We start from the raw sequence: 24,547 nt of genomic DNA, 5'->3' as shown, positions 1-24,547 counted from the left end.
CCTAGGCGGTTGCCGCGGCCGCCCCGGCCGCGGATGCCTCGTGCTGGACCGGTGTGTAGACGCAGTCCCGCCCGGCGCTCTCCTCGACGGCGGCCAGCACCCGCTGGACCTGGAGCCCGTCGTCGAAGGAGGGGGCCGGCGGGGTGCCCGTCGCGATGGCGTGCACCAGATCGCGGGCCTGGTGGGTGAAGGTGTGCTCGTAGCCGAGGCCGTGGCCGGGCGGCCACCACGCCTCCAGGTAGGGATGGTCCTGCTCGGTGACCAGGATGCGGCGGAATCCGGCTTCCCCCGCGGGCTGGGTGTGGTCGTGGAACTCCAGCTCGTTGAGGCGCTCCAGGTCGAAGGCGAGGGAACCGAGGGTGCCGTTCAGCTCGACGCGCAGCGCGTTCTTGCGCCCCGCGGCGACCCGGGTGACCTCGAAGGAGGCCAGCGCCCCGGAGCCGAGCCTGCCGGTGAAGACCGCGGCGTCGTCCACGGTGACCGGGCCCCGCTCTCCGTCCGGCTCGCCCTCCCGCAGCGGGCGCTCCCGGACGAACGTCTCGGTCTGCGCGGAGACCCCGGCCAGCGGAGCGCCGGCCAGATGCTGGGCGAGGTCGACGGCGTGCGCCCCCAGGTCGCCGAGGGCCCCGGAACCCGCCGCCTCCCGGCGCAGCCGCCAGGCCAACGGGAAGGCGGGGTCGACCAGCCAGTCCTGGAGGTAGCAGACCCGCACGTGCCGCAGCTCCCCCAGTCTGCCGTCCGCCACCATGCGGCGCGCGAGCGCCAGCGCGGGCGTGCGGCGGTAGTTGAAGCCGACCATGGCGACCTGGCCGCGCTCCCGGGCCGCGCGCGCCGCCGAGGCCATGGCCTCGGCCTCCTCGACCGTGTTGGCCAGCGGCTTCTCGCACAGCACGTGCTTGCCCGCCGCCAGCGCGGCGATGGCGATCTCGGCGTGGCTGTCGCCGGGTGTGCAGATGTCGACGAGCTGGACGTCCGGACGGGCGATCAGCGCCCGCCAGTCGGTCTCGGCGGCGGCCCAGCCCAGCCGCTCGGCCGCGGTGCGCACGGCCGCCGGGTCGCGGCCGCACACGGCGGCCAGCGCGGGCCGCAGCGGCAGGTCGAAGACCCGCCCCACGGTGCGCCAGCCCTGCGAGTGCGCCTGGCCCATGAAGGCGTAGCCGACCATGCCCACGCCCAGGGGCGGCGCGGTGGCGGGCGCGGTGCTGTCGTACGGCATCGAGGTCCTCCCTCTGGAGAGGCTCCTGCTCCGGCCCCGGGCCGGGAGGTGCCCCCGGATCTGCGTCAGCGTTCCGGACGGTGCGGCGGGCGGTCCCCCCGGAGGGGGCCGCCCGCCCGGGCTGTCAGGTGAAGCCGATCGGGAGGTACTCCTCGACGTTCTTCTCGGTCACCACCGCGGAGTAGAGGGTGACCTGGGCGGGGATCTCGTATTCGGCCATGCCCGCGATGCCCTTGCCCTGGCCGAGGGCGCGGGCCAGGTCGATGGCGGAGGCGGCCATGGTGGGCGGGTAGAGGACGGTGGCCCTGATGACGCTGTCACCGTCCTTGATGGCCTGCATCACGCGCTTGGACCCGGCGCCGCCGACCATGAAGAACTCGTCCCGGCCGGCCTGCTTGATGGCGCGTTCGGCGCCGACGCCCTGGTCGTCGTCGTGGTTCCACAGCGCGTCGAAGCTCTGCTGGGCCTGCAGGAGTTCGGACATCTTCTGCTGCCCGGACTCGACGGTGAACTCGGCGGCCTGCCGGGCGACCTTCTTGATGTTGGGGTAGTTCTCCAGCGCGTCGTCGAACCCCTTGGTGCGCTGCCGGGTCAGCTCCAGGTTGTCGATCCCGGCCAGCTCCACGACCTTGGCGCTCTTCTTGTCCTTGAGCTGTTCGCCGATGTAGTGCCCGGCGTTGAGGCCCATGCCGTAGTTGTCGCCGCCGATCCAGCAGCGGTACGCCTGCTGCGAGGAGAAGACGCGGTCGAGATTGACGACGGGGATACCGGCCCGCATGGCCTTGAGGCCGACCTGGGTGAGGGCCTTGCCGTCGGCGGGCAGCACGACGAGCACGTCGACCTTCTTGTTGATGAGCGTCTCGACCTGACCCACCTGGGTGGCGTTGTCGTTGGAGCCCTCGGTGGCCTCCAGGGTGACGTCCTCGTACTTCCCGGCGCGCTTCTTCGCCTGGGTGGTGATGGCGTTGAGCCAGCCGTGGTCGGCCTGCGGACCGGCGAACCCGATGGTGACCTTCTTGCCGGGCTTGTCGTCGGCGACCTCGGCGCCCGCCGAGTCCGTGTCCGCGTCGTCGTTGTTCTCGTTGCTGGTGCAGCCGGTGGCGAGGAGCGCGGCTCCGGCCGCCGCGGTGCCGAAGAGCATGCTGCGGCGGCTGGTGGCCGGGAGGCGGGACTCGGGTGGCGTGTCAGGGGTGCGTGGTCTGATGTTCATGGCGTGGAACGACCCTTCTGGACCAGGACGGCCGCGACGATGATCGCGCCCTTGGCGATCTGCTGGATGTCCGTCTGGAGGTTGTTGAGGGCGAACAGGTTGGTGATGGTGGTGAAGACCAGGACGCCGAGCACCGAGCCGAGGATCGTGCCGCGACCGCCGCTGAGCAGCGTGCCGCCGATGATCGCGGCTGCGATGGCGTCGAGTTCGTAGAGGTTGCCGTTGGTGTTCTGGCCCGAGCCGGTGAGGATGACGAGCATGAACGCGGCGATTCCGCAGCACAGTCCGGAGAGCAGATAGAGCAGCAGCCGTTGCCGTCGCACGGCGATGCCGGCCAGCCGGGAGGCTTCCGGGTTGCCGCCGACGGCCACCGTGCGGCGCCCGAAGGTGGTGCGGTTGAGCAGCAGCCAGCCGAGCACGCAGACGAGCGCGAACACCATGACGATGGGCGGGACGCCCAGCACATAGGAGTCCTTGACGCCCAGGTCGAGCACGGCGTCGACGGTGACGACCTGCGTCCTGCCATCACTGATCTGCAGTGCCAGCCCCCGGGCCGAGGCGAGCATGGCGAGGGTGGCGATGAAGGGCACCATCGGCCCGTAGGCGACCAGCAACCCGTTGACGAGTCCGCAGCCGACGCCGACCAGCACACTGCACAGCAGCATTCCGCCGAGGCCGAAGTCCTGGGTGGCCAGCGTCGTCGCCCACACCGAGGCGAGCGCGACGATGGCGCCGACCGACAGGTCGATGCCGCCGCCGATGATCACGAAGGTCACGCCGACGGTGACCACGCCGATGACGGACGCCTGGGTGAGGACGAGGCGGAGGTTCTCGGCCGCCAGGAACTCGTCGGGTTTGGTGATCGCCCCGACGACGGCGAGCGCGACCAGCACCCCGATGAGCGAGAGGTGGCGCACGTCGAGCGGGAGGCGGCGGACGGCAGGTGGCCGGTCCGCCGGGGGTGCGGGCGTATCGGGCTCACTGGTCGCGGTTGCTGGTGAGTTCATGACGGGTCACCTCTGAGGGGACGGAGGCCGGTGGGTGGATGCACGGGCGCCGCCGCCGGAGGGCGGGTGCGGCCGCGCGGCCCGCGGCCGCACCCCGGCAGCGGCCGGGAGGTGCGGGGGGCGCCGCTCATTCCGGGGTGCCTTCCATCACGAGGTCCAGCACCCGGTGCTCGTCCAGTTCGTGCGAGGGGGCCGCATGCACCACCCGGCCCTCGCGCAGCACCAGCACCCGGTCGGCGAGGCCGAGGACCTCGGGCAGCTCGCTGGAGACGAGCAGTACGCACACCCCGGAGTCGGCGAGCCGCCGGATGACGGCGTACAACTCGGCGCGGGCACCGACGTCGACGCCGCGGGTCGGCTCGTCCAGCAGCAGCACCCGGCAGCCGCGCAGCAGCCAGCGGGCCAGCACCGCCTTCTGCTGGTTGCCGCCGGAGAAGGTGCGTACCGGCCGTTCGGGGTCGTCCGGGCTGAGCGCCAGCTCACGGGTGCGTCTGCGGGCCTCGGCACCCTCCCGGGCCCGGTCCAGCCAGCCGCCGCGGGAGAAGCGGCGCAGCGAGGAGACGGAGACGTTGCGGGTGACCGACTCCAGCATCAGCAGCGCCTGGGACTTGCGTTCCTCGGGCGCCAGTCCCAGCCCGGCGCGCACGGCGGCGGGGATGCTGCCCGGACGCAGCGGCCTGCCGTCCACCAGGACGCGTCCCGCGGTGGGGCGGCGCGCCCCGTAGAGCGTCTCCAGCACCTCCGAGCGGCCCGAGCCCACCAGCCCGGCCAGGCCGACGATCTCGCCGGGCCGCAGTTCCAGGTCGAGCGGCTCGAACTCGCCTGCCCGCGCCAGCCCTTCGGCGACCAGTACCGGCTCGGCGCGGGGCGCGTCCTGCGCCGAGCGCCGCGGGAAGACCTGTCGTGCGTCCCGGCCCGTCATCCTGGCGACCAGTTCGTCGGTGGGTGTGCTGCGGGCCGGCAGGTCGCGGGCGGCGACGCGGCCGTCCTTGAGGACGGAGACCCGGTCCCCGATGCGGCGGATCTCCTCCAGCCGGTGGGAGATGTAGACGACGGCGACGCCGTCGGCCGTCAGATCGCCGACGATCCGGAAGAGGTTGTCGACCTCGTCGGGGTCGAGCGCCGCCGACGGCTCGTCCATCACGATCAGCCGCACGTCGTGCGAGAGGGCACGGGCCATGGACACGATCTGCGCTCCGGCGGCGGAGAGGGAGCCCACGGGCGCGGCCGGGTCGATCTCGGGGTGCCCGAGCCGGGCCAGCAGTTCCGCCGTCCGCGCCCGCGCGGCGCGGGCGCGGACCAGGCCGTGGGTGGCGATCTCGTGGCCGAGGAAGACGTTCTCCGCCACCGACACGTGCTCCACCAGGTCGAGTTCCTGGTAGATGGTGGCGATGCCCAGCCGCATGGCGGAGACCGGGGTGGGCAGCCGGACCCGCTCGCCCCGCCAGGCGATCTCGCCGCCGTCGGGCTGGTGGGCGCCCGCGAGCACCTTGATGAGGGTGGACTTGCCCGCCCCGTTCTGGCCGAGCAGGCAGTGCACCTCGCCTTCCTCGACATCGAGGTCGACACCGTCCAGCGCACGGACACCGGGGAACGATTTGGTGATTCCGGACATCGTCAACAGGGGCATGCAGGACCTCCGTCCCAGGGGGTCGTACGGGAGTTCGCGGTGCAGGAGCGGTGCCGTCGATCGGTTGCGGTGCGGTGCGCTGCGCTGTGCGTCGTACGGGCCGGGGGACTTCGCGGCCGGGGCCGGGAGGCGGTGCGTGCGGTGTCGGGGGGCCGGGACCAGGGGTTACGCGGGCGAGAACAGGTGGTCGCTGGTGAGCCGGGCGGCGCCGGTGACGCCCGCGACCTGTCCCAGCTCGCCCAGGACGATCGGGAGGTTGCCGGTCGCCAGCGGCAGCGACTGGCGGTAGACCTGGGTGCGGATGCTGGCCAGCAGGGTGTGGCCGAGCCCGGTGACACCGCCGCCGATGACCACCAGGCCGGGGTTGAAGAAGCTGACCAGGCTCGCGATGACCTGGCCCACCCGGGCGCCGCCGTCCCGGATGAGATCGAGCGAGGTGCCGTCCCCCGCGGAGGCGGCGATGGCGACGTCGGACGCGTCGAGCCGGCCCTTCTCGGCCAGCAGCCGGGCCAGTTCGGGCGACCGGCCCTCCCGGGCCGCCTCCTCGGCGTCCCGGGCGAGGGCGGCGCCGCCGAAGTACGCCTCCAGGCAGCCACGGTTGCCGCAGGCGCACTGGCGGCCGTCGGGTTCGACCTGGATGTGCCCGATGTCGCCCGCGCTGCCGGTGGTTCCGCGGTGCACCTCGCCTCCGACGACCACTCCGCAGCCGATCCCGGTGCCGATCTTGACGCAGAAGAAGTCCCGCACCGAGCGTGCGACCCCCGCCTGCATCTCGCCGGTCGCCATCAGGTTCACGTCGTTGTCGACCATCACGGGGCAGCCCAGTTCCTGACTGAGCGCCTCCCGGACCGGGAAGCCGTCCCACCCGGGCATGATCGGCGGTGCGACGGGGGTGCCCTCCGGGAACCGTACGGGCCCGGGAACGCCGATGCCCGCGCCGTCGAACCCGTCGGCGACCCCGCTGTCGCGCAGCTTGGCCACCATCGCCAGCACCTGGTCGAAGACCGCCACCGGGCCTTCACGGACGTCCATGGGCTGGTTGAGGTGACCCAGGACCTCCAGTTCCGGGTTGGTGACCGCGACGTCGACGGAGGTGGCGCCGATGTCGACCCCGAGAAAGCGGAGGCCGGGCGCCAGCCGGATGTTGTGCGAACGGCGCCCGCCCCGGGAGGCGGCGAGGCCGTCCGCGACGACCAGCCCCGTCTCCAGCAGCCGGTCGACCTCGACGGCCAGCTTGGAGCGGGACAGGTCGACCCGGTCCCCGAGTTCGGCGCGGGACCGCGGGCCGCCGTCACGCAGCAGGCGGAGCAGCCGCGCCTGGTGCGCGTTCGCGGGCCGTGCAGTCATGCGCCTCACCGCTGCCCCTCCAGCCGTACGTGTCGGCGTCGTGTCCGGGAAAGTACGGGGAACGTAGCAGCGGCAGCCGGAGTTGGAAAGAAGTTCTGCACAAACCAGTGCGACTTCTTCCCGGGAATGGACAAAGAGCGTCCCCGCGGCAGCCCGCCGGCTGCCTTAGGGTCGGAGCGACCAGGAGAGGTGAGGACACCATGGGCAGGGTCACCGCACGACGCCCCGTCGTACGCGTCCGGGAGGGGGCGGTCAGCACACGTCCGGACACCCTCGTCACCGAGGAACCGCTGGAGATCCGGCTCGGCGGCAGACCACTGGCGGTCACCATGCGCACCCCCGGCGACGACTTCGCGCTGGCGACCGGATTCCTGGTCAGCGAGGGAGTCGTCGGCGCGGCCGGGGACATCGCCGGGATCTCCTACTGCGGTGAAGCCCGCGACGAGGACGGCGCCCGCACCTACAACACGGTCGACGTACGCCTCGCCCCGCACGTCCCCGCACCCGACATCGCCGGGCTGGAGCGCAACGTCTACACCACGTCCTCCTGCGGACTGTGCGGCAAGGCCAGCCTGGACGCGGTCCGCACCACGGCGCGCTGGGAACTGGACCGCGAGCGTCCGCACGGCGTCGGCACCGGGCTGCTGGCCCGGCTCCCGGACCGGCTGCGCGCCGCCCAGCGGGTGTTCGACCGCACAGGCGGGCTGCACGCGGCGGCGCTGTTCTCGGCCACCGGTGAACTCCTCGACGTACGCGAGGACGTGGGACGGCACAACGCCGTGGACAAGGTGGTGGGCCGCGCGACGCGGGACGGCGCGCTCCCGCTGCGCGACGCGCTGCTGATGGTCTCCGGGCGTGCCTCGTTCGAACTGGCACAGAAGGCGGTGATGGCGGGCATCCCGGTGCTGGCGGCCGTCTCGGCACCGTCGTCCCTCGCCGTCGACCTGGCGGAGGAGGCGGGGCTGACCCTGGTCGGTTTCCTGCGCGGCTCCTCGATGAACATCTACGCGGGGTCGCACCGGCTGGCACTGCCGGCCGCGTCGGCCGAGGCGGCCTCGTCGGCCGAGCCGACCGCGGGCGCCGACTGAGTCGTCTGCCCGTCTCTCCGTCTGCGAGGAACCGTCCCCGGGGCGAGCGGCCGCCCTTCGGCTGCGGACCGCTCAGCTGCGGACCGCGCGCGGGCCGGGCGCGGCGTCCTGCTCGGGTTCCGGTTCCGGACCGGGGTCCGGAGCGGACGGCTCCCGGGCCCACCGCCGCGCCAGGTAGGCGCAGACCAGCAGTTGCATCTGATGGAAGAGCATCAGCGGCAGCACCGCGACGCTCGCCTCGGCGCCGAAGAGCACGCTGGCCATGGGCAGTCCGGCGGCCAGGGACTTCTTGGAGCCCGCGAAGCAGATGGTGAGGCGGTCGGCCCGCTCGAAGCCCAGCCTCCGGGCGCCGAACCAGGTCAGTCCCAGCATGGCGGCCAGCAGTACGGCTTCCACGCCGAGCAGGGCCGGGAGCCGGGCGGGGCTGACCGCGCTCCACACGCCCTCGGTCATGCCCTGACTGAAGGCGGTGTAGACGACGAGCAGCACCGAGGAGCGGTCCACATACCCCAGCGCGCGCTTGTGCCGGGTCAGGAAGCCGACCAGGCGGCGGCGGAGCAGTTGCCCCGCGAGGAAGGGCGCCAGCAGTTGGGCGGCGATGCCGAGCAGGCCGTCGGCGGAGAGCGCGGCCCGGCCGCCGATGAGCCAGGCGGCCAGCAGCGGGGTGGCGAGCATGCCGAGCAGGCTGGAATAGGTGCCCGCGCAGATGGCGGCCGGCACGTTGCCGCGGGCCAGCGCGGTGAAGGCGATCGAGGACTGGATGGTGGAGGGGACGAGGCAGAGGAAGAGCAGCCCCTCCTGGAGCTGCGGGGTGAGCAGGTAGGGGACGAGCCCGCGGGAGGCGAGCCCCAGCAGCGGGAAGACGACGAAGGTGCACGCCACGACGGCCAGGTGCAGCCGCCAGTGGCGGAGCCCGTCCACCGCCTCGCGGGTGGACAGCCGCGCTCCGTAGAGGAAGAAGAGCAGGCCGACGGCTGCCTTGGTGGCCCAGCTGAACCCGTGCGCGACCCCGCCCGACGCGGGCAGCAGGACGGCGACCAGCACGGTGGCCACCAGCAGCAGGACGAAGGGGTCCAGGAAGCGGGCGATGCGGCGCATGCCGACCAACATACCGATCTGCGGAATCGGTCTTCCGCGGTACCCGGGGCGTCCGGCGGCCCTCAGCCGGCCCCGGAGGGGGAGCGCCCTGCGAGCACACCTCCGGGCCGCTCGGGACACCGCTCCCCTCTCGTCACACCAACCCCCGGTGACCCGCACCTTTCGCAAACGCTCCGGTTCGCTCGCGAATATTCGGTGCAGAAAACCGGCGGGCGGGGAAACGGCCTCGCGGGCATCCGCGAGGAGGTCGTCGAACTGTCCCAATTGACCGACTGACCTGCATCGACACCCCTGCCGATCACGGCCCGCCATCGGATACGGTCCTGGCGCGGTGCCACCTGGTACCGCGCAGTCGAGGAGCAGAGCCTTTGCGCGAGTTCACCGTTCCGGCCCTGACGACCACGCCCCAGGTCGGCGGAGTGGCCGATGCCGTCTTCGCGCACGCCGAGCGGACCCCCCACCTGCCGCTGCTCGCCCGCAAGGGCCGGGACGGCGACTGGCAGGACGTGTCGGCGGCGGCGTTCCGGGACGAGGTCATGGCGGTCGCGAAGGGTCTGCTGGCCCAGGGCGTCCGGTTCGGCGACCGCGTGGCGCTGATGTCGCGTACGCGCTACGAGTGGACGCTGCTGGACTTCGCGCTGTGGACACTCGGCGCCCAGTCGGTGCCCGTCTACCCGACCTCCTCGGCCGAACAGGTCGCCTGGATGCTGTACGACGCCGAGGTGACGGCCGCCGTGGTCGAGCACGAGGACCACGCGATGACCATCGGTTCGGTCGTCGACAGGCTGCCGCGGCTCAAGAAGCTGTGGCAGTTCGACTCCGGAGCGGTGCGGGAGCTGATCGCCGCGGGGGCGCACCTCGAGGACGAGGTCGTCCACCGGCACCGGCTCGCGCTCACCCCGGACACGGTCGCCACCGTCATCTACACCTCCGGGACCACCGGCCGCCCCAAAGGCTGTGTGATCACGCATGCCAACCTGATGGCCGAGACCGACAACATCATCGCCCGGTACGACCGGGTCTTCAGCGCCAAAGCCGGGGAGCAGGGCTCCCTGCTGCTGTTCCTGCCGCTGGCCCACGTCTTCGGCCGGATGGTGGAGGTCGCGGCGGTGCGGGCCGGGCTCAAGGTGGGGCACCAGCCGGAGATGACGGCGCGGGCGCTGCTGCCCGACCTGGCGGCGTTCCGCCCCACCTTCATCCAGGCGGTCCCCCACCTGTTCGAGAAGATCTTCGCGAGCGCGCGCCGCAAGGCCGAGTCCGAGGGGCGGCTCGGCCCGTTCGAGAAGGCCGTGGAGGTGGCCGTCCGGTACGCCGAGGCCGTCGAGCACAAGGCGTTCGGCACCGGCCCCGGCCCCGGCGCCTCGCTGCGGATGCAGCACCAGTTCTACGACAAGTTCGTCTACACCAAGCTGCGGGAGGCCATGGGCGGCCGCTGCCGGTACGCCATGTCGGGCGGCTCGGCCATGGAGCGGCGGCTGGGCCTGTTCTTCGACGGCGCCGGAATGCGGATCTTCGAGGGGTACGGGCTGACCGAGACGACGGCCGCCGCCGTCGCCAACCCGCCCGAACGCCCCCGCTTCGGCACCGTCGGGCAGCCGGTGCCCGGCACCACCGTGCGGATCGCCGAGGACGGTGAGATCCTGGTCAGTGGCGGTCAGATCTTCGGCGGCTATCTGAACAACGCGCGTGCCACCCAGGGCACCCTGCGCGGCGGCTGGTTCGCCACCGGCGATCTGGGCCTCCTGGACGAGGACGGCTATCTGACGATCACCGGCCGCAAGAAGGAGATCCTGGTGACCTCCAGCGGCAAGAGCGTCTCACCCGGCCCGTTGGAGGACCGCGTCCGCGAGCATCCGCTCGTCGGGCAGTGCATCGTGCTGGGGAACGACCGGCCGTACGTCTCCGCGCTCCTCACGCTCGACGAGGAGGCGGTGCAGCACTGGCTCGCGATGCGCCAGAAGCCCGAGACGGACCCCGCGGACCTGCTGCGGGACGAGGACTTGGAGACGGAGATGCGCAGGGCGGTGGTCGCCGCGAACACCCAGGTGTCCCAGGCGGAGTCGATCCGCACGTTCCGCATCCTCGCGGCGCCCTTCACCGAGGAGGACGGACTGCTGACCCCGTCGCTGAAGCTGCGGCGCGCCGCGATCGAGGCGGCCTGCGCCGCGGAGATCGAGGCGCTGTACCGGGGCTGACCGGCCCGGTACCGCACATGGACGAATGCGTGTTCGACACGGAATAGATGTCCGGCGTCGCTCGCTGAACCCGGGGGCGGAACAAACGCCGACAGCGAAGCAACGCACGCACAACACTGAACGTAAGGACCCACGCGTGAGCAACGTTCCCACCATCACGCTCAACAACGGCGTCACGATGCCGCAGCTCGGCTTCGGCGTCTGGCAGGTGCCCGCCGACGAGGCGGCCACGGCGGTGACCACGGCGCTGGAGTCCGGCTACCGCAGCATCGACACCGCGGCAGCGTACGAGAACGAGGAGGGAGTCGGCCGCGCGCTGACCGCCTCCGGCCTGCCCCGCGACGAGGTGTTCGTCACCACCAAGCTGTGGAACGCCGACCAGGGGTACGACACGACCCTGCGCGCCTTCGACGCCTCCCTGGCCAAGCTCGGCCTGGACTTCGTCGACCTGTACCTGATCCACTGGCCGATGCCGGAGGTCGACAGGTACGAGGAGACCTGGCGGGCCTTCGAGAAGATCCACGCCGACGGGCGCGCCCGCGCCATCGGCGTCTCCAACTTCCAGCCGGCCCACCTCAACCGGATCCTCCAGCTCGGCGGCACCGTCCCGGCCGTCAACCAGATCGAGCTGCACCCCCGGCTGCAGCAGTCGGTGCCCCGGGCCTTCCACGCCGACCACCACATCGTCACCGAGGCCTGGTCGCCGCTCGGCCAGGGCGGTGACCTGCTCGACGACCCGACGCTGGGCGGGATCGCCGAGCGGCACCGCAAGACCGTCGCGCAGGTGGTGCTGCGCTGGCACCTCCAGCTCGGCAACGTGGTGATCCCCAAGTCGGTCACCCCGTCCCGGGTCCGGGAGAACATCGACCTCTTCGACTTCGAGCTGAGCGGCGAGGAGATGGCCCGGATCGCGGAACTCAACACCGACACCCGGATCGGTCCCGACCCGGACACCATGAACTGGACCGGCGACTGACACCCACCGGGGGCGGCGCCGCGGCGCCGGCCCTCAGCTCGCCCCGTGGCCCGGCGCGATCCCCTCGATCCGCCGGGCCAGGGCGATGTCCAGCTCGGTGATCCGCCCGCCGGCACTGTGCGTGTTGACGGTGACCGAGAGCGCGTTGTAGCCCAGCGTCAGCTCCGAATGGTGGTCGAGCTCCTCCTGCAGCGCCGCGATGTGCATCGCCATCGCCGCCGCGGGGAGGTGCCCCGGCAGGGAGTAGCTGCGCGAGACGCTGTCGCCGTCGGTCGTCCAGTGCGGAAGACCGGCCAGCGCCTGCTCGGTCTCCTCGGGGGTCAGCGGCTGGGGCGCCATGAGGGTCCCTTCCTCGATCGGCTGCGGGCCGGCCGGACGGCGGTCCGGGGCCCCAGCCTGCCACGCGGCGTCGGTTACCGTCTGGTCCATGACGCTTCTGTCCGGGACGCACCCCGACGCGCCCTCCGTCGGGACGCTGCTGCGCGGGTGGCGCGAACGCGCGGCGCTCAGCCAGCTCGAACTGGCACTGCGCGCCGACTCCTCCGCGCGCCACATCAGCTTCATCGAGACCGGGCGCACCGCGCCCAGCCGCGAGATGGTCCTCAAGCTGGCGGCCACCCTGGACGTCCCGGTACGCGAACGCAACACGCTGCTGCTGTCCGCCGGCTTCGCACCGGCCTTCGCCGCGACCCCGCTGGACGACCCGGCCCTCCAGCAGGTGCGCGGCGCGCTGGAGCGGATGGTCGCCGCCTACCAGCCCTACCCCGCGCTGGTGCTCGACGGCTGCTACACGGTGGTGGCCGCCAACACCGGTCTGGCCGCACTGCTGGAGGGGGTCGCCCCGCACCTGCTGGAACCCCCGCTGAACGCCATGCGGATCACCCTGCACCCCGAAGGGCTCGCGCCCCGCATCCGCAACCTCGCCGAGTGGCGGGGCCACCTGCTGGACCAGATGAGCCGGCAACTCGCCCTGCACCGCTCCCCCGCGCTGCGGGCCCTGCACGACGAGGTCGCCGCCTACCCGGTGCCGGGCGCGGACGCCGCGGCCCCCGGCGACGCGGCGGCTCCCGTGCCCGGGGACCAGCCGCAGTTCGCGCTGCCCCTGGTCATCGAGCACGGGGGGCAGACCCTCTCGTTCCTGTCCACCATCGCCACCTTCAACACCCCGCTGGACGTGACCGTCTCGGAACTCGCCGTGGAGACCTTCCTCCCGGCCGACCCGGCGACGGCCAAGGCACTGCACGGCACCGGGTGAGATCCGCTAGCGTTCCTGACCGTGTCCCAGAACCCCCCACACCAGCACAGAAGCGGCAGCCTCACCCTGCATCTCGGCAAGGAGGAGCTGGTCGTCCGGCAGCGCTACGAGACGGCCAGCATCGCCAACGACGTACTGATCGCGGTCTGGTTCCTCATCGGCAGCATCATGTTCTTCTCACCCGAGTGGACCCGCACCGGAACCTGGTGCTTCGTGTTCGGCAGCGTGGAGCTGCTGATCCGCCCGGTCATCCGGCTCACCCGGCAGTTGCACATCCAGAGGATGCGCGGCGGCACCCGCGGGATGACCGCCTCCGGCCAGGACTACTGACGTCCCCGCGCGGATTCCGCGGCGCGGTTCCTGCCGAGGGCGTCCCTCGGCAGGAGACAGCTCCCGAGGATGCGCGGCGCCCGCCCCGTACCGACGGCCCCCGAAGCCACGGCCGGCACGACTCCGCGGACGGCCGGCACAGCCGTCGCCGAACAGGGTCACCGGGCCGGGACCGGCTGAGTGAGGTTCACCGCGTTGCCGTCGGGGTCCAGGATGTGGGCGACGCGCTGCCCCCATGGCATGTCCTCGGGGCCGCGGCGGACCGAGCCGCCCAGCGCCGCCACCCGGCCGAGCGTCTCGTCGACGTCGTCGACACCGATGCTGAGCAGGATGCGCGGCGCTGCCCCGGACCCCGGGTCCGCCTTCGCCACCAGCCCGAGGTCGGTGTCGCCGATGCGCAAGCCGAGGTGGAAGACCGGGCCCGCCGCCGGCACCCGGAAGATCTCCTCGGCACCGAACAACTGCGTGTAGAAGCCGAGCAGAACATCGTGGTCGGCGGTCAGGATCACTGGCTGAATGGTGGACATGGCACTCCTGTCGAGAACGGTCGTGTCACTGGACAGACCGTTCGGGGACGGCGAACTCATCGGTGGGACCGACACCGGACGGACGACGGCGCAGGCGGCCGCCCACCACCGGCGCGAGCATCCCGAGACCAGCCCGCGCCGCCTCCCTGACCAGCTGTTCCAGGGTGGCGCAGCAGCACGGACCGCCGGGGGCACCGGCTCCGTGCGGATGTGCCGGAAGCCGGGCCTTCGGCGAGCACGGCGGCCGCCGCCCCGAGGGGCCGCCCCTGAGAGCCGGCCTCGGGGATGTCCCCGAGGCGGGGTGTATCCAGGTACACCCGGCGAGGAGGGCAGCCCCCGCCCCGGCAGGCATGCTGCACGGCTGTCGGCAGCGGCCCGCGGCCGGAAGGCTCGCAGGTATGACGACAGCGATCGACGCACCGCAGCCGCGGGCCGCCCAGGGCCCCGGCAGCACCGCTCCGCGGGCCGCACGGAAAGGCTCCGGCGGAGGGCAGGGCAGCGACTTCTCCCGGCTCTCGGCGCGGATCTCGGACGCCGGGCTGCTGAACCGCAGGCCGCTCTACTACGCCGTACGCCTCACGCTCGTCGGGCTGGCGTTCGCCGCCGGGTGGGTGGCCGTGTTCGCCGTGGGCGCCTCCTGGTGGCAGCTGGCGGTCGCCGCGTACCTGGGCGTGGTCTACGGCCAGCTCGCGCTGGTCGCCCACGATCTGGCGCACCGGCAGGTGTTCCGCGGCCGCCGGGCCAGTGAGGTGTTCGGCCGCGCGGTGGGCAACCTGTGCATCGGGATGTCGTACGGCTGGTGGATGAACAAGCACACCCGGCACCACGCCAACCCCAACCACGAGGACCTCGACCCGGACGTCGCGCCCGACATCCTGGTCTGGTCGCGGGAGCAGGCGGCCGAGGCGCGGGGGCTGCCCCGGTTCGTGGGACGGCACCAGGCGGCGCTGTTCTTCCCGCTGCTGACGCTGGAGGGCTTCAATCTGCACGTCTCCAGCTTCCGGGCACTGCGCCAACCGCATCTCAAGCGCAAGTGGCTGGAGGGCGGGCTGCTGCTGGTGCACACCGTCTGCTATCTGGGGGCACTGTTCTGGGCACTGCCGGTCGGTACGGCCCTCACGGTGCTCTTCGTCCACCACGCCGTCTTCGGTGTCTATCTGGGCAGCATCTTCGCGCCCAACCACAAGGGCATGCCCACGCTCAAGGGCGACGAGCGCCCGGACTTCCTGCGCCGCCAGGTGCTCACCTCGCGCAACGTGCGCGGCGGACCGCTCACCGACCTGGCGCTGGGCGGCCTCAACTACCAGATCGAGCACCATCTCTTCCCCAGCATGCCGACCCCGCACCTGCGCAGGGCCCGCCCCCTCGTCCGCGACTACTGTGCGGAACTGGGCGTCCCGTACCACGAGACGGGGCTGGTCGCCTCCTGGCGCGAGGCGATGCGCCACCTGCGGGACGTGGGCACCCCGATCCGGGAGGGCACCGGGACGACCGGGCAGCCCGAGGACGCCGGGAAACCCGAGGACGCCGGGAAGCCCGCAGCCGGATGAGCGGTCAGCCGCCGGGCGCGGCGGGCAGCGGCTCCTGCGCGCCGGCCGACCCGGCGGTGCCGTCACCCGGTCCGGCCGCTTCCGAGGCCGCAGCCAGATGGTCGGCGCCCGGCAGCAGCCGCGGCTCGGCCGACTCCGCCAGCCAGCGCCGCAGCACCCGGTGCACGGCCTCCGCACCCACCAGCGACTGCCCCGGCTCGACCGGCGGTGACAGCTCCAGCGGGGAGAGCAGGAACGCGTCGCTCTGCTCACCGCCGAGCCCGCCGTGCGAGCCGATCTGCTCCTCGAAGGCGTGCACCGCGCCGGTGGCCGGATCGAGCGCGGAGTTGACCATGATGTCCGGGGCGTGCGGGAAGCGCGCCGTACGCAGCAGCGCCTGGCGCGCGCCCGCGCCGAACGGGGCCAGCGGGTCGCGGAGGCCGACCACCTCGCCGGTCTCCAGCCGGTGCTCGCATCCGCCCGCGCCCAGCGCCACCGGTCCGTGCTCGGCGCTCAGCACCACCACGAAGCCGATGCCCGGGTGTTCGGCCAGCGTGGGCAGCAGGGCCGGGCGCAGTTCCTGGATGCGCTCGCGGGTCAGCCGCCCGGGGTGCTCGGGGAAGGAGATCAGCCCCAGGTTGCCGGAGGCCAGCACCACCGGTCCGGTGTCGCGCCGCGGGGTGCGCGGCGCCTCCTGGCCGGAGTCCTCGGGGCGGCGCAGAGCGGCGCGCGCCGCGGCCCGCGCCTCCGAGCCGCTGGCGGTCCGCCCGGCGCGGCGCGGCACCTGGAGCCCGCTGCCCGCCCGTACCAGGTCCTCCAGGGTCAGCCCGTAGGCGTGCTCGAACGTCTCTCCGAAGCTCTGCCCGTGGTCGGAGAGCAGCACCAGCCGGTAGGGGCGCGGCGCATGCTCGGCGACCTTGGCGATCAGCCGCACCGAACGGTCCAGCCGCCGCAGCACCTGCCGGGTGTCCCTGCCGCGCGGTCCCGAGTGGTGCGCCACCTCGTCGTAGCCGACCAGGTCGGCGTAGACCGCCGTCCGGCAGCGGAGCATGTCCCCGAGCACGGCGGCCACCACCACGTCCCGCTCGACGACCGTGGCGAAGGCGCGGACGAACGGGTACAGCCCGCCGCGGCCCACCCGCGGCCGCTCCCGGCGCAGCAGCGCGTGGGTGGACTGGACCATCTCGCGGAGCACCTCGGCGACGAACGACACGGCGGTGCGGGTCGCGTTGGCGGGGTCGGAGAAGTAGGCGAAGTACCCGGCGCGGGAGCGGGTCTCCTTGCCGCGGCGGGCCGAGACCGACAGCACCAGCGCGACCTGCCGGGCGCCGCCGGTGAACAGGTTGCCGCGGCTGGCACCGTCGTGCGCGAGCAGCCCGGGGTCACCGGTGCGCCCGACGGCGCGGCGCTGGAGCTCGGCCGCGCTGGTGGGCCGGTTGCTGACCACGACCTCGCCGGTCTCCTTCTCGTACCAGCGGAACGCGGGCACGTCGGCGTTGCTGCCGTGCAGGATGCCGAGCTGGCTGGCGCCGGTCTGGCTGGACCAGTCGGTGCGCCAGCGGGTGAGCCGGTGGGTGCGCCCGTACAGCGCGGCGACCGCGGGCATCAGCGGCTCGCCGCCGGCCGGCGCCTCCAGCGCCTCCCTGAGCACCGCGTGCCCGAGCCCGTCGAGCTGCAGGAAGACCGTGCCGGGAGTGCGGGGCGGCGCGCCCTGGCCCTCGCGCCGCCTTCTGCGGCCCGCGATCCGGGCCAGCCGGTGCCGGTAGCCCCGGTCGTCGCGGACCGCGAGGAGCGCGTTGGTCGCGGAGGAGGCCGCGGACATCGCGGCGGCGACGACGACGGCCATGGACGGATCCGCGCTGCCCCTGCCGTAGGGGATCAGGGACAGCGCGAGCCACAGCAGCGACCCGTTGAGGAAGAAGACGAGCAGTCCGAGGACCAGCGCCGGCACCAGCAGGAAGGCGCGCACCAGCAGCGGCCACACCAGGGCGCTCAGCAGTCCGAAGACTCCGGCGCCGACTGCGGCCGTGATGCCGATGACGGTGGCGCTGTCGCCGCCTGCGGACTGCAGCCGGAAATCCGGCAGCACCCCGGCGAGCACCAGCATCGTGAGGGTGCCGGCCAGCCAGACGGCTCCGACGCGGAGCGAGGCCGCGCCCAGCCTGCGCCACGGTATGCGGGGAACGCGCACGCCCGTCAGGTCACCTCCCTCACGGTTGACGGAACAACCTCCACTTTTGCACAGTCTCGTCCGGCGGCAGGAGGGCGCTCGAGGCGTGCGCGAGGCTCACTGAGAGCGCAGGGTCCGCGGGGCGGCGGACGGACCGCGCGGGGAGGTGACAGTGCCGCGCGGGCCCGGCGGAGGGCCGGAGTGGGCGGCGCGGGGAACGCGGCCGGACGGGAGACGGCCGGTCCGCGGACCGTCGGACCGGGCCGCGGACCGTCGGGCCGGGGCGGGACGCGGGCGGAGGCGGCGGTCCGGTCGCCCCGGTGCGCGCTTAGGCTCGTAGGGGCCGCAGCAGCCGACGAGGACCCGGGGAGGAGTCGCACGTGCCGGTCGAGGTCACCTGGTGGGGACATGCCACCGCCACCGTGCGGGATTCGGGGATCACGGTGCTGACGGACCCGTTGCTGGTACGCCGGGTCGCCCACCTGCGCCGTCGGCGCGGGGCGCTGCCGCCGCCCCAGGCGGCACGGGCCGACCTGGTGCTCGTCTCCCATCTGCACGCCGACCATCTGCACCTCGGCTCCCTCGCCATGCTCGCGCCGGGCACCCGGGTGCTGGTGCCACGCGGTGCGCCGCGGGCCGTGCCGGGCCTGCGGCGGCTGGCGCCGGCGCTGGAGCTCGTCGAGGTCGGCCCGGGCGACGAGGTCGCGGCGGGCCCGCTGACCGTCCGGGCCGTCCCCGCCGCACACGACGGGCGGCGACTGCCCCTGGGACGGCACACGGCCCCCGCGCTGGGGTTCGTGGTGACGGGCGAGGAGCGCACCTACTTCGCGGGGGACACCGGACTGTTCGACGGGATGGCGGACGAGGTCGGGGCCGTGGACACGGCCCTGCTGCCGGTCGGCGGCTGGGGACCCTTCCTGGGCGAGGGCCATCTGGACGCGGGCCGCGCCACCGAGGCGCTGGCCCGGCTGCGCCCGCGCAGCGCGGTGCCGGTGCACTTCGGCACGTACTGGCCGGTGGGCATGGACGCGGTCCGGCCGCACGAGTTCCACTCCCCCGGCGCCGAGTTCAAGCGGCTGGCGGCGCGGCCCGCACCGGAGGTCGCGGTGCACCTGCTGGGGCACGGGGAGAGCGTGCGACTGGAGGCGGACAGATGACCGGTGCGCTCCCGGACGGCCTCGGCGCAGTCGCCCACACCGTCTCCGAGGCCGTGGTGCGCCCGCCCGAGTCCACCCAGCAGGCGCTGGGCTACCCCTCGCTGTTCCTGCTGGTGGTGCTCGGCTCGCTGGTGCCGGTCGTCCCGACGGGGGCGCTGGTCAGCGGGGCCGCCGTGGTGGCGCTCCACCAGAGCATGCCGGTCCTCGCGCTGCTCGCCGTCTTCGGCGTCGCCTCGCTCGCCGCCTTCCTCGGCGACCTGGGACTGTACTGGCTGGGCAGCCGAGGGGTCGGCTCCAGGAACGGCTCCCGCTGGCTGTCGGCGCTGCGCGAGCGGGCCGCCCCCGAACGGCTGGCGCAGGCCGACGCCCGGCTGCGTACGCACGGGGTGACGGTGCTCGTCGTCTCCCGGCTGATCCCCGCGGGACGGATCCCGGTGATGCTCGCCTGTCTGCTGGCCCGGATGCGGATGCGGGAGTTCGCCCGCGGGGACGTCCTGGCCTGTCTGGCGTGGGCAGCCGCCTACCAGCTCGTCGGCGTCGCGGGCGGCTCCCTCTTCCCCCAGCCCTGGGAGGGGATCGTCGCGGCTGTCGCGCTGACCCTGCTCCTGAGTGCCGCTCCGGCGGTGTGGCGCCGGTTCCGCGGGGCGCGTACCTCCGAGTAGCACGCCGCGGGACCGTCCGGCGGCCGGGGGCGGTGTGCTCCCCGGCGGACGCTACGCGGCCTCCAGGACCCTGGAGGCCCCCACCGGGAGGTCCCACAGGTCCTCGCGCGGGCGCCCCGCCTCGGTCCAGGCGTTCCGTACCCGGGTGAGCGGCTCCAGCGGGGGCTCTCCGGAGAGCAGGAAGGTGGACCAGTGCATGGGGGCCATCCTGCGCGCGCCCACGTCCTGGCAGGCGCGCACGGCCTCCTCCGGATCGGTGTGCACGGGGCGCAGCATCCAGCGCGGGTCGTAGGCGCCGATGGGCAGCAGCGCCAGGTCGACGCCGGCGAACCGGCGGCCGATCTCGGCGAACCAGTGCCCGTATCCGGTGTCACCCGCGAAGTACACGCGCTGCCCCCGCGGATCGGTCAGCACCCAGCCGCCCCACAGGGAGCGGCAGGTGTCGGTGAGGGTGCGCTTGGACCAGTGGTGGGCGGGCACGAAGTCGAAGCGCACCCGCGCCCTGCCGCTGCCCTCCGCCGCCGGACCGTCCCGCCGTGCGGGCAGCTCGGCCCCCTCCCACCAGTCCAGTTCGGTGACGGTGGTGAAACCGCGCTTGCGGCACCAGGCGCCGAGCCCGGCCGGGACGAACAGCGGAGTGGAACGCGGCAGTCTGCGCAGGGTGGGAGCGTCGAGGTGGTCGTAGTGGTTGTGCGAGATGACGACGGCGTCGATCGTCGGCAGATCCTGCCAGGCCACCCCGACGGGGGTGATGCGGGCGGGAGTGCCGAGGATCTTCCGCGACCAGACCGGGTCGGTCAGCACCGTGAGGCCGCCGATCCGCACCACCCAGCTGGCGTGCCCGGCCCAGGTGACCGACACGCCGTCGGGGCCGGGTTCGGGGAGCGGGCCCGGCGCGAAGGGCAGTTGCGGGATCTCCTCGGCGAGGGCCGATGCGACCGGCCGCATGGCGCCCTCGCGGGCGAGCCTGGCCAGTGCCCGGACTCCGGGCAGCGGCGAGGTGAGCCGGTGTGCGAAGGAGCGGGGCCACACCCGCCGGGCACCGACCGGGCGTGGCGGGGAGAGCGCGGGCGGGGGCGGCTGCAGGAGTACGTCGGTGGGACCGGGCCGGGTGCCTCCCCCGGCGCAGGGCGGGGCCGCGCCTCCTCCGGCGGCCGGGTGGACGCCCTCGGGTGCGGCGTCGCCCGCGGCATCGGGCGGCGCTGCGTCCCCGGACGGCTCGGGCCCGGACGTGCCGGATGCCCCGGCCGCGGGCGTCCCCGGAGGCGTCCCTGCCAGCCCCCCGGCGGGCTCGGCGGGGGTTCCGGCCGGGCCTCCGGCTGACGGGGACCGGGCCGGGGCGGGCCGGCCCGGCCCGGCGGGCTCCGGCGCGGCGGCCCCGTCCGGCCGGGAAGAGGAGGGAGAGCCCTCGGAACGCTGCCCGGTCCGTTCTGTCATCTACTGACAACTCCCATCCGTGAGGTCGACCAGCACCGACTGCACCTGTGCCAACGTCTCCGCCGCTCCCGGCCATTCCTGCGGAAGCGGCCGCGCGGCCGGTCCGGCCGCACCCGCGGCCACCGGCTCGCCCCGGCCCCGCCCGGTGGGCCGCGCCGCACCGGACAGGAGGTCCGCGGCCAGCCGCACCCGCAGCTCTCCCGGGTCGTCGCCGAAGCGGTGCCCGCCCCTCGCGTACGGGCCCAGCCGCCGCACCAGCTCGGCCTCCAGCCGTGCCGCGTCGGTGACACCACGCGCGGCCAGCCGGGGCCGGAACGGGTCGAGGTCGACGTACAGATGACGGCCCAGATGCGGCGGGCGGCACACCGCGCCCGCCGCGGTGACGGCCCGGTGCAGCGCGCGGGCCAGCTCGCCGTGCACCCGGGCCGCCTCGGCCCGCCCGGACAGCAGCTCGGGAGGCTCCCGCAGTGTCGTGGCGGCCGCCGCCGCGGCCGGGCCGGACAGCCCGGCGCCGAGCTCGGCCAGCAGGTGGTGCACACGTGCGCCGAACGTCCGGCCGCGCTCCGTGGCGGCGAACCGGGCGATCCCCGGGGACGGCCCCGGGGGCGCCTCACCGGGACCAGGACCGGAACCGGGACCGGAGCCCTCCGCCGCGACTTCGTCCGTCGCGCCGAGTCCGGCGAGCACCACCACGTGGTCGGCCCGGCCCGCCTCGGTGAGCATCTCGGCCGGGCTGACGACGACGGTGTCGTGCGGGTCGTGCGAGCTGTCGCGCCAGGTCTCGTCGCTGACGATCAGCAGTCCCTCGGCGACGGCGGCCTCGCACACCTCGTGCAGCAGTTCGGGCGGCACGGCGGTACCGGTGATGTCGTCGGCGACGGAGAGCACCAGCGCGTGCGGGAACTCCCCGGCCTCGCGGGACCTGCGCACCGCCTCCAGCAGCGTGAACGGGTCCGGGACGCCACCGCACTCCGCGGGCACCGGAACGGTGTGCACCGTCCGGCCGAGCAGTCGCGCCTGCGCCGCGTGCCAGGGCGGACACGGATGCGGAAGCAGCACACTGCCGGGCGCCCGCAGCCCTTCGCCGCCGCCGTCGGGCGCACCGGCGGCTGCCGCCAGCACGGCGAGCAGCAACAGCGGAGCGCCGGGGGCCACGGCGACCTGCGGAGGGTCGGTCGGCAGGCCACGGCGCTGCCAGTATGCGCAGGCGGCCTCGCGGACGGCGGCCACGGACGGGACGGCGAGCAGCTCCGGACCTCCCCCGGCCTGGTCCGTGCGCCGCATCATGTGGCCTCCGCCGCTTATCGGACAACCTTTCTTGCGTACACCTTGGCAGAAGGCGATGGCACCGGCAGCGCCGACACGTACGGTTTCGCCCGGAGGCGGGCGCCCGCGCGGCGCCCTGTGCGCGGGCGCCCGCCCTGTCGTACGGCGCACGCCGGGCCCGGCTCGGGCGGTACCGGGTCCGCGGGGTCGGGAAGGGGCCACGGGCCGGGGCAGAGCCGGACGGTGGCGGGGCGGACGGCAGGGCGGCCGACGGCAGCGGGCAGTGCGAGGCGGGCCGGACGGCGGCGCCGGAGGGCGGACGTGCGGGCGGCCGACATGCGTGGTGCACACCGAGCGGCCCGGACCGCCCCGGAGCACGGCTGCTCGCCCGCGGGGGCGGCGGACCGGCGTCGGACGACGGCGACATCGGGTCGGTGGGCCCCAACCCCCTTCCAGCGCGGGGGTGTCGGCGGCGCGCGGACGGGTACGCCGTGCTGTTCCACGGGGGTGAGGGAGCAGACGGCGCGGACGAGGCAACCCGGAGAAGAGGGCAGGGACATGGCGCGGTTGGTGCGAGACATCATGACGCCCGCGGCGACGACCGTCCGTCCTGACGCGTCCCTGGTGGAGGCCGCCCAGTTGATGCGCGCGCAGGACATCGGGGACGTGCTGGTGGTGAAGGACGGCAGACTGCTGGGACTGCTCACCGATCGGGACATCACCCTGCGTGCGGTCGCCGACGCGGTGGACCCACTGAGCGTGAACTGCCTCTCGGCCTGCACCCCCGACCCGGTGACCGTCTCGCCGGACACGGAACTGCGCACCGCGGTGGAGCTGATGCGTACCCACGTGGTGCGCAGACTGCCGGTGCTGGACGGCGGCCGGCTCGCGGGGATGGTCAGCATCGGCGACCTGGTGCGGGAGAGCGATCCGGACTCGGTCCTGGCCCACATCAGCCGTGCCGTGCCGGACTCCGGACCTGCGCCCGACATCGGCGCGGCACCGGAACAGGGCACCGAAACACCGCACGGCGCGGGGGCGGGACCGCGCGCCGAGCAGGAGGACCGCCGGCCGCACTCCGGGTGAGCGGGCCGAGGAGTCCACATTACGGAATACCGTTGCTCGCATGACGAGACACCCAGCTACAGTGCCCGCATGGCACACGAGACCGCCGTGTACACCCACGGCCACCACGAGTCCGTCCTGCGCTCGCACAAGTGGCGCACCGCCGCCAACTCCGCCGCCTACCTCCTCGACGAGCTGCGCCCGGACCACCGGGTCCTGGACATCGGCTGCGGACCCGGCACCATCACGGCGGATCTGGCCGCGCGTGTGCCGCAGGGCTCGGTCACCGGACTCGACGCGGCATCCGGAATCCTGGACCAGGCCCGCGCCGCCGCGCGGGAACGCGGGCTGGCCAACACCGCCTTCACCACCGGCGACGTGCACGCGCTCGACTTCGCCACCGGCGACTTCGACGTGGTGCACGCCCACCAGACACTGCAGCACGTGGGCGATCCGGTGGGCGCACTGCGCGAGATGCGCCGGGTGTGCGCGCCCGGCGGAGTGGTGGCGGTCCGGGACGCGGACTACGGAGGCATGTTCTGGTACCCGCAGTCCCCCGGCATGGACGCCTGGCTGGATCTCTACCGGCGGGTCGCGCACGCCAACGGCGGCACCCCGGATGCCGGGCGGCAGCTGCACACATGGGCTCGCGCAGCCGGCTTCAGCGACATCACCGTCACCACGAGCACCTGGTGCTTCAGCACGCCGGACGAACGTGCCTGGTGGAGCGGACTGTGGGCGGACCGCACCGTCGCCTCCGACTACGCGGCACTCGCCGTCGAGGGCAGCCTGGCCGACGAGGACGAGCTGCGCGGGATCGCGGAGGCGTGGCGGACCTGGGGGCAGCAGGAGGACGGCTGGTTCACCGTGGTGCACGGCGAGATCCTCTGCCGCGCGTGAACGGACGCGGGCGCGGCGGCGGGCACTCCGGGGCAACTGCGCGTTCCCGTCCTGTGGTTCGGCGCGGCGGGCGATCCCGTTCTAGGGTGGTCCCATGGATATCCTGGGGACCTCGCTGCGTATCTGCGTCGACGATCTGGACACGGCCGTGCCGGTGTACGAGAGGCTGGCCAGTGCGGAGGCGATGCGCTTCCGGAACGGCCCCGTCGAGGTCGCGGCGGTCGGCCCCTTCTTCCTGATGAGCGGCCCCGAGGAGCATCTCGATGTGCTCAGCAAGGTCAAGGCGACCCTCGCGGTGAAGGACGTGGACGACGCGCTCGCGGACCTGCACACCGTGGGGGCGCAGATCATCGCGGGACCCAAGGCCACCCCGATCGGCCGCAATCTGGTCGCCCGCCATCCGGACGGCAGCGTGTTCGAGTACGTGGACCGCAAGCAGGACTCCCCCGCGCAGTAGCAGCAAGGGCCGCGCCGCGCTCCCG

General features: G+C 73.7%; 22 protein-coding genes. 11 read left to right on the top strand and 11 right to left on the bottom strand.

All coding sequences use genetic code 11. The annotated features are described in order from the left end of the window. Nucleotide 1: 1 nt before the first annotated feature. The 5 genes from A949_RS0127795 to A949_RS0127775 all read right to left on the bottom strand — a co-directional run bounded on the left by A949_RS0127795 (nt 2) and on the right by A949_RS0127775 (nt 6,410). The gene (locus A949_RS0127795) at nt 2–1,216 is read right to left on the bottom strand and encodes a Gfo/Idh/MocA family protein (protein ID WP_019359331.1); all 1,215 of its coding nucleotides are present in this window, start codon (nt 1,214–1,216) and stop codon (nt 2–4) included. A gap of 124 nt (nt 1,217–1,340) precedes the next feature. Next, entirely contained in the window at nt 1,341–2,426 is a 1,086-nt protein-coding gene (locus A949_RS0127790) for a substrate-binding domain-containing protein (RefSeq protein ID WP_051019661.1), read from the bottom strand. After that, on the bottom strand, nt 2,423–3,433 hold the full coding sequence (locus A949_RS0127785; protein WP_026005095.1) for an ABC transporter permease: 1,011 nt from the start codon (nt 3,431–3,433) through the stop codon (nt 2,423–2,425). The genes A949_RS0127790 and A949_RS0127785 overlap by 4 nt, the downstream gene beginning before the upstream one ends. Before the next feature lie 127 nt (nt 3,434–3,560). Further along, a complete protein-coding gene (locus A949_RS0127780; RefSeq protein ID WP_037707906.1) occupies nt 3,561–5,063 on the bottom strand; it encodes a sugar ABC transporter ATP-binding protein in 1,503 nt (500 codons plus the stop codon). A gap of 165 nt (nt 5,064–5,228) precedes the next feature. Next, entirely contained in the window at nt 5,229–6,410 is a 1,182-nt protein-coding gene (locus A949_RS0127775; protein ID WP_019359327.1) for an ROK family transcriptional regulator, read from the bottom strand. A 200-nt stretch (nt 6,411–6,610) separates the two neighbouring features. On the opposite strand from A949_RS0127775, the gene fdhD reads away from it, so the two are divergent. After that, nucleotides 6,611–7,498 carry a formate dehydrogenase accessory sulfurtransferase FdhD gene (gene fdhD, locus A949_RS0127770; protein WP_019359326.1) on the top strand — a complete coding sequence of 296 codons (888 nt, stop codon included), beginning with the start codon at nt 6,611–6,613 and terminating at the stop codon, nt 7,496–7,498. A 72-nt stretch (nt 7,499–7,570) separates the two neighbouring features. On the opposite strand, the gene A949_RS0127765 is transcribed toward fdhD, so the two are convergent. After that, nucleotides 7,571–8,596: a bile acid:sodium symporter family protein gene (locus A949_RS0127765; RefSeq protein ID WP_026005094.1), complete on the bottom strand. Its 1,026-nt coding sequence runs from the start codon at nt 8,594–8,596 to the stop codon at nt 7,571–7,573. A 368-nt stretch (nt 8,597–8,964) separates the two neighbouring features. Between A949_RS0127765 and A949_RS0127760 the strand changes: the two genes are divergently transcribed. Then, nucleotides 8,965–10,791 (top strand): AMP-dependent synthetase/ligase, encoded by a 1,827-nt coding sequence (locus A949_RS0127760; RefSeq protein ID WP_019359324.1) that lies wholly within the window; start codon nt 8,965–8,967, stop codon nt 10,789–10,791. A 136-nt stretch (nt 10,792–10,927) separates the two neighbouring features. Further along, nucleotides 10,928–11,767, top strand: coding sequence for an aldo/keto reductase (locus tag A949_RS0127755; protein WP_019359323.1), 840 nt, complete (start codon nt 10,928–10,930; stop codon nt 11,765–11,767). A gap of 33 nt (nt 11,768–11,800) precedes the next feature. Here A949_RS0127755 and A949_RS0127750 read toward each other — a convergent pair whose 3' ends face one another. Beyond that, nucleotides 11,801–12,196 (bottom strand): 4a-hydroxytetrahydrobiopterin dehydratase, encoded by a 396-nt coding sequence (locus A949_RS0127750; RefSeq protein ID WP_019359322.1) that lies wholly within the window; start codon nt 12,194–12,196, stop codon nt 11,801–11,803. On the opposite strand from A949_RS0127750, the gene A949_RS0127745 reads away from it, so the two are divergent. Together A949_RS0127745 and A949_RS0127740 are read left to right on the top strand one after the other, a co-directional pair. Beyond that, nucleotides 12,195–13,022: a helix-turn-helix domain-containing protein gene (locus A949_RS0127745; protein WP_019359321.1), complete on the top strand. Its 828-nt coding sequence runs from the start codon at nt 12,195–12,197 to the stop codon at nt 13,020–13,022. The two genes, A949_RS0127750 and A949_RS0127745, sit on opposite strands and share 2 nt — an antisense overlap. Nucleotides 13,023–13,043: 21 nt before the next feature. Continuing rightward, nucleotides 13,044–13,352, top strand: coding sequence for a YrhK family protein (locus tag A949_RS0127740; protein WP_019359320.1), 309 nt, complete (start codon nt 13,044–13,046; stop codon nt 13,350–13,352). A gap of 158 nt (nt 13,353–13,510) precedes the next feature. Here the strand turns inward: A949_RS0127740 and A949_RS0127730 are convergent, their stop codons facing one another. Further along, entirely contained in the window at nt 13,511–13,879 is a 369-nt protein-coding gene (locus tag A949_RS0127730; protein WP_026005092.1) for a VOC family protein, read from the bottom strand. Between the two features lie 398 nt (nt 13,880–14,277). On the opposite strand from A949_RS0127730, the gene A949_RS0127725 reads away from it, so the two are divergent. Further along, nucleotides 14,278–15,429 carry a fatty acid desaturase family protein gene (locus tag A949_RS0127725; protein ID WP_019359317.1) on the top strand — a complete coding sequence of 384 codons (1,152 nt, stop codon included), beginning with the start codon at nt 14,278–14,280 and terminating at the stop codon, nt 15,427–15,429. 4 nt (nt 15,430–15,433) lie between these two features. On the opposite strand, the gene A949_RS34810 is transcribed toward A949_RS0127725, so the two are convergent. Beyond that, the gene (locus A949_RS34810; RefSeq protein ID WP_019359316.1) at nt 15,434–17,599 is read right to left on the bottom strand and encodes a phage holin family protein; all 2,166 of its coding nucleotides are present in this window, start codon (nt 17,597–17,599) and stop codon (nt 15,434–15,436) included. A 359-nt stretch (nt 17,600–17,958) separates the two neighbouring features. Here A949_RS34810 and A949_RS0127715 point away from each other — a divergent pair, with 359 nt between their 5' ends. Together A949_RS0127715 and A949_RS0127710 are read left to right on the top strand one after the other, a co-directional pair. Further along, a complete protein-coding gene (locus tag A949_RS0127715; RefSeq protein WP_019359315.1) occupies nt 17,959–18,735 on the top strand; it encodes an MBL fold metallo-hydrolase in 777 nt (258 codons plus the stop codon). Next, the gene (locus A949_RS0127710; RefSeq protein WP_019359314.1) at nt 18,732–19,397 is read left to right on the top strand and encodes a DedA family protein; all 666 of its coding nucleotides are present in this window, start codon (nt 18,732–18,734) and stop codon (nt 19,395–19,397) included. The genes A949_RS0127715 and A949_RS0127710 overlap by 4 nt, the downstream gene beginning before the upstream one ends. 51 nt (nt 19,398–19,448) lie before the next feature. Here the strand turns inward: A949_RS0127710 and A949_RS34805 are convergent, their stop codons facing one another. Further along, nucleotides 19,449–20,483, bottom strand: coding sequence for an MBL fold metallo-hydrolase (locus A949_RS34805; protein WP_051019666.1), 1,035 nt, complete (start codon nt 20,481–20,483; stop codon nt 19,449–19,451). Between the two features lie 351 nt (nt 20,484–20,834). Next, entirely contained in the window at nt 20,835–22,121 is a 1,287-nt protein-coding gene (locus A949_RS0127700; protein WP_019359312.1) for an aminotransferase class I/II-fold pyridoxal phosphate-dependent enzyme, read from the bottom strand. Nucleotides 22,122–22,658: 537 nt separating this feature from the next. Between A949_RS0127700 and A949_RS34795 the strand changes: the two genes are divergently transcribed. From A949_RS34795 to A949_RS0127685, 3 genes are all read left to right on the top strand, one after another. Further along, complete coding sequence (locus A949_RS34795) at nt 22,659–23,186, top strand: CBS domain-containing protein (RefSeq protein ID WP_019359311.1); 528 nt, start codon at nt 22,659–22,661, stop codon at nt 23,184–23,186. Between the two features lie 69 nt (nt 23,187–23,255). Then, on the top strand, nt 23,256–24,065 hold the full coding sequence (locus A949_RS0127690) for a methyltransferase domain-containing protein (RefSeq protein WP_019359310.1): 810 nt from the start codon (nt 23,256–23,258) through the stop codon (nt 24,063–24,065). A gap of 94 nt (nt 24,066–24,159) precedes the next feature. Beyond that, nucleotides 24,160–24,522 carry a VOC family protein gene (locus A949_RS0127685; RefSeq protein ID WP_019359309.1) on the top strand — a complete coding sequence of 121 codons (363 nt, stop codon included), beginning with the start codon at nt 24,160–24,162 and terminating at the stop codon, nt 24,520–24,522. Nucleotides 24,523–24,547 lie beyond the last annotated feature (25 nt).

The sequence above is a fragment of the Streptomyces sp. AA1529 genome (assembly GCF_000280905.1).
Taxonomy (GTDB): domain Bacteria; phylum Actinomycetota; class Actinomycetes; order Streptomycetales; family Streptomycetaceae; genus Streptomyces.
The sequence above is the reverse complement of the archived record's forward strand: the minus strand, read 5'-3'. Positions and strand labels throughout refer to the sequence as shown.

Bases quoted from the DNA above. Each gene is read 5' to 3' on its own strand.
- A949_RS0127795 (WP_019359331.1), bottom strand. From the start codon at position 1,216: ATGCCGTACGACAGCACCGCGCCCGCCACCGCGCCGCCCCTGGGCGTG.
- A949_RS0127725 (WP_019359317.1), top strand. From the start codon at position 14,278: ATGACGACAGCGATCGACGCACCGCAGCCGCGGGCCGCCCAGGGCCCC.
- fdhD (WP_019359326.1), top strand. From the start codon at position 6,611: ATGGGCAGGGTCACCGCACGACGCCCCGTCGTACGCGTCCGGGAGGGG.
- A949_RS34795 (WP_019359311.1), top strand. From the start codon at position 22,659: ATGGCGCGGTTGGTGCGAGACATCATGACGCCCGCGGCGACGACCGTC.
- A949_RS0127780 (WP_037707906.1), bottom strand. From the start codon at position 5,063: ATGCCCCTGTTGACGATGTCCGGAATCACCAAATCGTTCCCCGGTGTC.
- A949_RS0127710 (WP_019359314.1), top strand. From the start codon at position 18,732: ATGACCGGTGCGCTCCCGGACGGCCTCGGCGCAGTCGCCCACACCGTC.
- A949_RS0127765 (WP_026005094.1), bottom strand. From the start codon at position 8,596: ATGCGCCGCATCGCCCGCTTCCTGGACCCCTTCGTCCTGCTGCTGGTG.
- A949_RS0127790 (WP_051019661.1), bottom strand. From the start codon at position 2,426: ATGAACATCAGACCACGCACCCCTGACACGCCACCCGAGTCCCGCCTC.
- A949_RS0127685 (WP_019359309.1), top strand. From the start codon at position 24,160: ATGGATATCCTGGGGACCTCGCTGCGTATCTGCGTCGACGATCTGGAC.
- A949_RS0127745 (WP_019359321.1), top strand. From the start codon at position 12,195: ATGACGCTTCTGTCCGGGACGCACCCCGACGCGCCCTCCGTCGGGACG.
- A949_RS0127750 (WP_019359322.1), bottom strand. From the start codon at position 12,196: ATGGACCAGACGGTAACCGACGCCGCGTGGCAGGCTGGGGCCCCGGAC.
- A949_RS0127775 (WP_019359327.1), bottom strand. From the start codon at position 6,410: ATGACTGCACGGCCCGCGAACGCGCACCAGGCGCGGCTGCTCCGCCTG.
- A949_RS0127785 (WP_026005095.1), bottom strand. From the start codon at position 3,433: ATGAACTCACCAGCAACCGCGACCAGTGAGCCCGATACGCCCGCACCC.
- A949_RS0127700 (WP_019359312.1), bottom strand. From the start codon at position 22,121: ATGATGCGGCGCACGGACCAGGCCGGGGGAGGTCCGGAGCTGCTCGCC.
- A949_RS0127730 (WP_026005092.1), bottom strand. From the start codon at position 13,879: ATGTCCACCATTCAGCCAGTGATCCTGACCGCCGACCACGATGTTCTG.
- A949_RS0127690 (WP_019359310.1), top strand. From the start codon at position 23,256: ATGGCACACGAGACCGCCGTGTACACCCACGGCCACCACGAGTCCGTC.